This window comes from Nocardioides sp. P5_C9_2, from assembly GCF_054049555.1.
Genome location: NZ_JBFUMD010000418.1, coordinates 1 through 3487, shown reverse-complemented (window position 1 = coordinate 3487; position 3487 = coordinate 1). Strand labels below are relative to the sequence as shown.

Sequence of the window (3487 nt, the reverse complement as noted above, 5' to 3'; positions counted from 1 at the left end):
GCTCGAGCGCGAGGGGGATGCCGTCCAGGGACCTGCTGATGTCGCCAATGGCGCTGAGGTTGTCGGCGTCGAACAGCAGCCCGGGCCGCACGGCGCGGGCGCGTTCAGCGAACAGCTGAGCGGCCGGGTAGGCCAGCACCTGGCCCGGCGCGGTGCCTTCGGGTGGGGTGTCCAGGGGGCCTACGGTGACTTGCACTTCGTCGGGCACGGCGAGCGCTTCGCGGCTGGTGGCCAGGACGGTCACGTCGGGACACCGGCTGAGGATGTCGTCGATGAGGCTCGCGGCTGCGTCGACGACGTGCTCGCAGTTGTCGACCAGCAGCAGCAGGTGGCGTTGGGACAGGAACGCGATGAGCCGCTCGCGCAGGTCCTTCGTCGCGGCGGCGCCGTCCATCGGCATGCCGAGCGCGTCGGCGACAGCGACCGGCACCTGGTCGGGAGCGTCGGCGTTGACCGACGCCAGCCTCACCCCGACCGCCCCGTCCGGGTAGTTCGGTGCCATGCGAACGACGGTGGCAAGCGCGAGGGACGTCTTTCCGGCGCCGCCTGGGCCGATGAGAGACAGCAGCCGTACGCCACCGAGGAGTTCGGCGATGGAGTCCAGCTGAGCGTCACGGCCGATCAACGGCCGGACCACGGTGGGCAAGTTCGTCGGAGCCATCCGGTCGGTGTCGGTCCGTGACCGGTGCGTCGACAGGGCAACCCCGGGCGTTGTCTCTACCGCCGGCTCGGCCACCGGGGCAGGGTCTCGGACGGGCTCTCGAGCCGTCGGCTGCTGAGCGGGGACCGGCTCGGCCGGGACGATGTCTTGCTGGGCGCCGAGGGTGGTGTCTTGGCGCAGCACCCGCTCGTGCAGTGATCGCAGCGAGACGGACGGTTCGAGGCCGAGGGACTCGTCGAGGACCTCTCGCGTGCGGGTGTAAACGTCGAGTGCGTCGGCCTGGCGTCCGCTGCGGTACAGCGCCACCATGAGCAATGCGGCCAGCGACTCCAGCGTCGGGTCGTGGGCGAGGACCGGTTCGAGGTCGCCAACGACTTCATGGTGCCGGCCAAGGGCAAGTGCGATTTGGGCGCGTTCGGTCATCGCAGCCAGCCGCAGCTCGGTCAGGCGGGCGGCTTCAGCGGCGGCCCACCGTTCGAGGGCGAAGTCGCTGAGCGGGTCGCCGCGCCACAGGGCGAGTGCGTCGTCGTAGGCCTGCAGGTGGGCTGGGTTGGTGCCGCCGTTGTTGGCGGCATTCGCAGTGGCTGAGCGGGCGGCGCGGACGCGTTCAGCGAAGTCGAGCGCGTCCACTGTCGACGCCTCGACGGTGGCGCGGTATCCAACTCCTTCACGGGCGACGATGTCACCGACCCCGACGGCCTTGAGGGCGCGGCGCAGCTTGGAGACGCGGATCTGCAAGGCGTTCATCGGGTCAACTGGGAGCGTGGACTCTGACCACAGCCGGTCGACGAGCATGGTCGCCGGGATGGTGCGGCCGGGGCTCAGGAGGAGCTGGGCCAGCAGGGCTCGTTCGGCGGTTCCGGGCAGCTTCACCGGGGTGCCGTCGACCAAGACTTCCATCGACCCGAGCAGCCGGTACCGCACGTCGTCCACTACCGCTCCATCCTCGTCTGCCGGCTCCATCGTCTCCCGAGGCTCGAGCGCGAGGCAAACGTCCGGTGTAGTCCAGCACCGTTCCTGGCCGCCGTGGCGGAGCTGCCGGCCCGTCTCGTGAAGAGGCGGGCCGGCAGCAGGATGCGAGCTGCCCGGCGGGTGGGTCAGGACGCCTCGACGGTGAACGGGACGGTGATGACGTCGCCGCTCGCCAGCCGGAACTGACCCCACAGGCGGTAGATGCCCGGGGTGTCGAATTCGGCGTGCACCTCCAGCTCCGGCCCGAACGTCTGGCCCGGCAGTGCGAACACTGGGCGTCCGTTCGCGTCCTCGACCTCGGCGTGCTCGTGAGCGAACGTCTGCGCTCCGGACTTCATCACCACGATGTGACCGGCTGCTGCTAGGTACGGCTGCAGGTCGTTGACCGGGGCGCCGGTGGCGGCGTCGGCGAACGAGAAGTGCAGGTCGCTCGGCTTCCCGACGAGTGCGTCTCCGCCCAGCTCGACCTGTACGCCGTCGACGACGACAGTGCGCGGGCCGGCGGCCAGGGTGACCGGCTGGGGTGCGTCGCCGGCGATGGTGATGAGCTGGCGCTGGTGCAGGTCACCCATCTCGCCTTGCCGACGGAACTCGGTGTTCACCACGTAGGTGCCCGGGGTCGGGAACGTCAGCTCGACCTGCAGCTCGCCAGGGCGCCCGGTCGGCTCGGGGTGCACGTGCGAGAACGTGCCCAGGTCGGCTCGGGTGGCGATGAAGTGCATCCATGCCTCGTGACTGCGGGTCAGGTCCGTCACGGCCTCCCCGGTCTCGGCGTCCACGACCCTCAGGGTCACGGTCGTCGGGACGCCGGGGCGGGTGGAGTCCGGGACGTGCAGCTGCACGTTCAGCCCGGTCTGCGCTGCCTCGGTGGGCGCAACGTCGGCGGTCATCATCTTCGACATGGCCGGACGCATCGGCATGCCGGTGGTCTGCATCCACGCCAGCGTGCCGTTCATGCCGCGCTCAGCGAAGTCCATCCGGCTGACCGCGGTCAGGGCGCCGCCGATGACCAGCGCCACAGCCGCGACGCCGACCAGGTAGGCGTACTGGCTCACCTGCTGCCGGACCGGCGGGTGCAGGATCTCCTGCACCGACTCGGGGCGGCGGAAACGCCGCAACCGCAGCGCGTTCGAGAGCACGCTGACCGAGCTCATCGCCATCGCCGCGGACGCCAGCACCGGGTCGAGCAGCAGCCCGTCCCACCAGTACAGTGCCCCAGCGGCCACCGGAATGAGCAGCAAGTTGAAGAGGAAGGCCCATCCAAGGCCCTGCTTCATCGTCGTCACGGTGCGCCGCGACAGGGCGATGGCGGAGACGATGCTGCGCAGGTCACCACCGAGGAGCGTGATGTCAGAGGCCGCGATGGCGACGTCGGCGCCGGTACCGATGGCGATGCCGAGGTCGGCCTGAGCAAGCGCGCCGGCGTCGTTGATGCCGTCACCGGCCATCGCGACCACGTGACCTTCCTCCTGCAACCGGGCAACGGCGGCGGCCTTGTCGGCCGGCAGCACGTCCGCCATCACGCGGGTGATGCCGACCTGCGCAGCGACGGCGTGTGCGGTAGCAGCGTTGTCGCCGGTGATCATCCACACCTCGAGGCCGAGGGCCTCCAGCTGAGCGATGGCGTCGGCTGACTGGGCCTTGACGGTGTCGGCAACCGTGACGACGGCGGCGAGGCGCTCGTCGATGGCGACGTACATCGGCGTCTCGCCCCGGCCGGCCGCGGCGTCCGCGGTGGCGGTCATCGCCGGGTCCTCGTCGATGCCGGCGAGCTGCATCATCGCCGTGTTGCCAACCCGGACCCGGTGCCCGGCGACGCGGGCGTCCAGGCCGTGGCCCGGGACGGCCTCAAAC

The 3487-nt window shown here is 70.6% G+C and carries 2 protein-coding genes; both read right to left on the bottom strand.

What is annotated here, in order from left to right; genetic code table 11:
- Nucleotides 1–1594: AfsR/SARP family transcriptional regulator (locus tag ACXJKL_RS17260; protein WP_457208249.1), on the bottom strand; the 1594-nt coding region annotated here is incomplete at its 3' end.
- Between the two features lie 164 nt (nucleotides 1595–1758).
- Nucleotides 1759–3487: HAD-IC family P-type ATPase (locus ACXJKL_RS17255; RefSeq protein WP_457208248.1), on the bottom strand; the 1729-nt coding region annotated here is incomplete at its 5' end.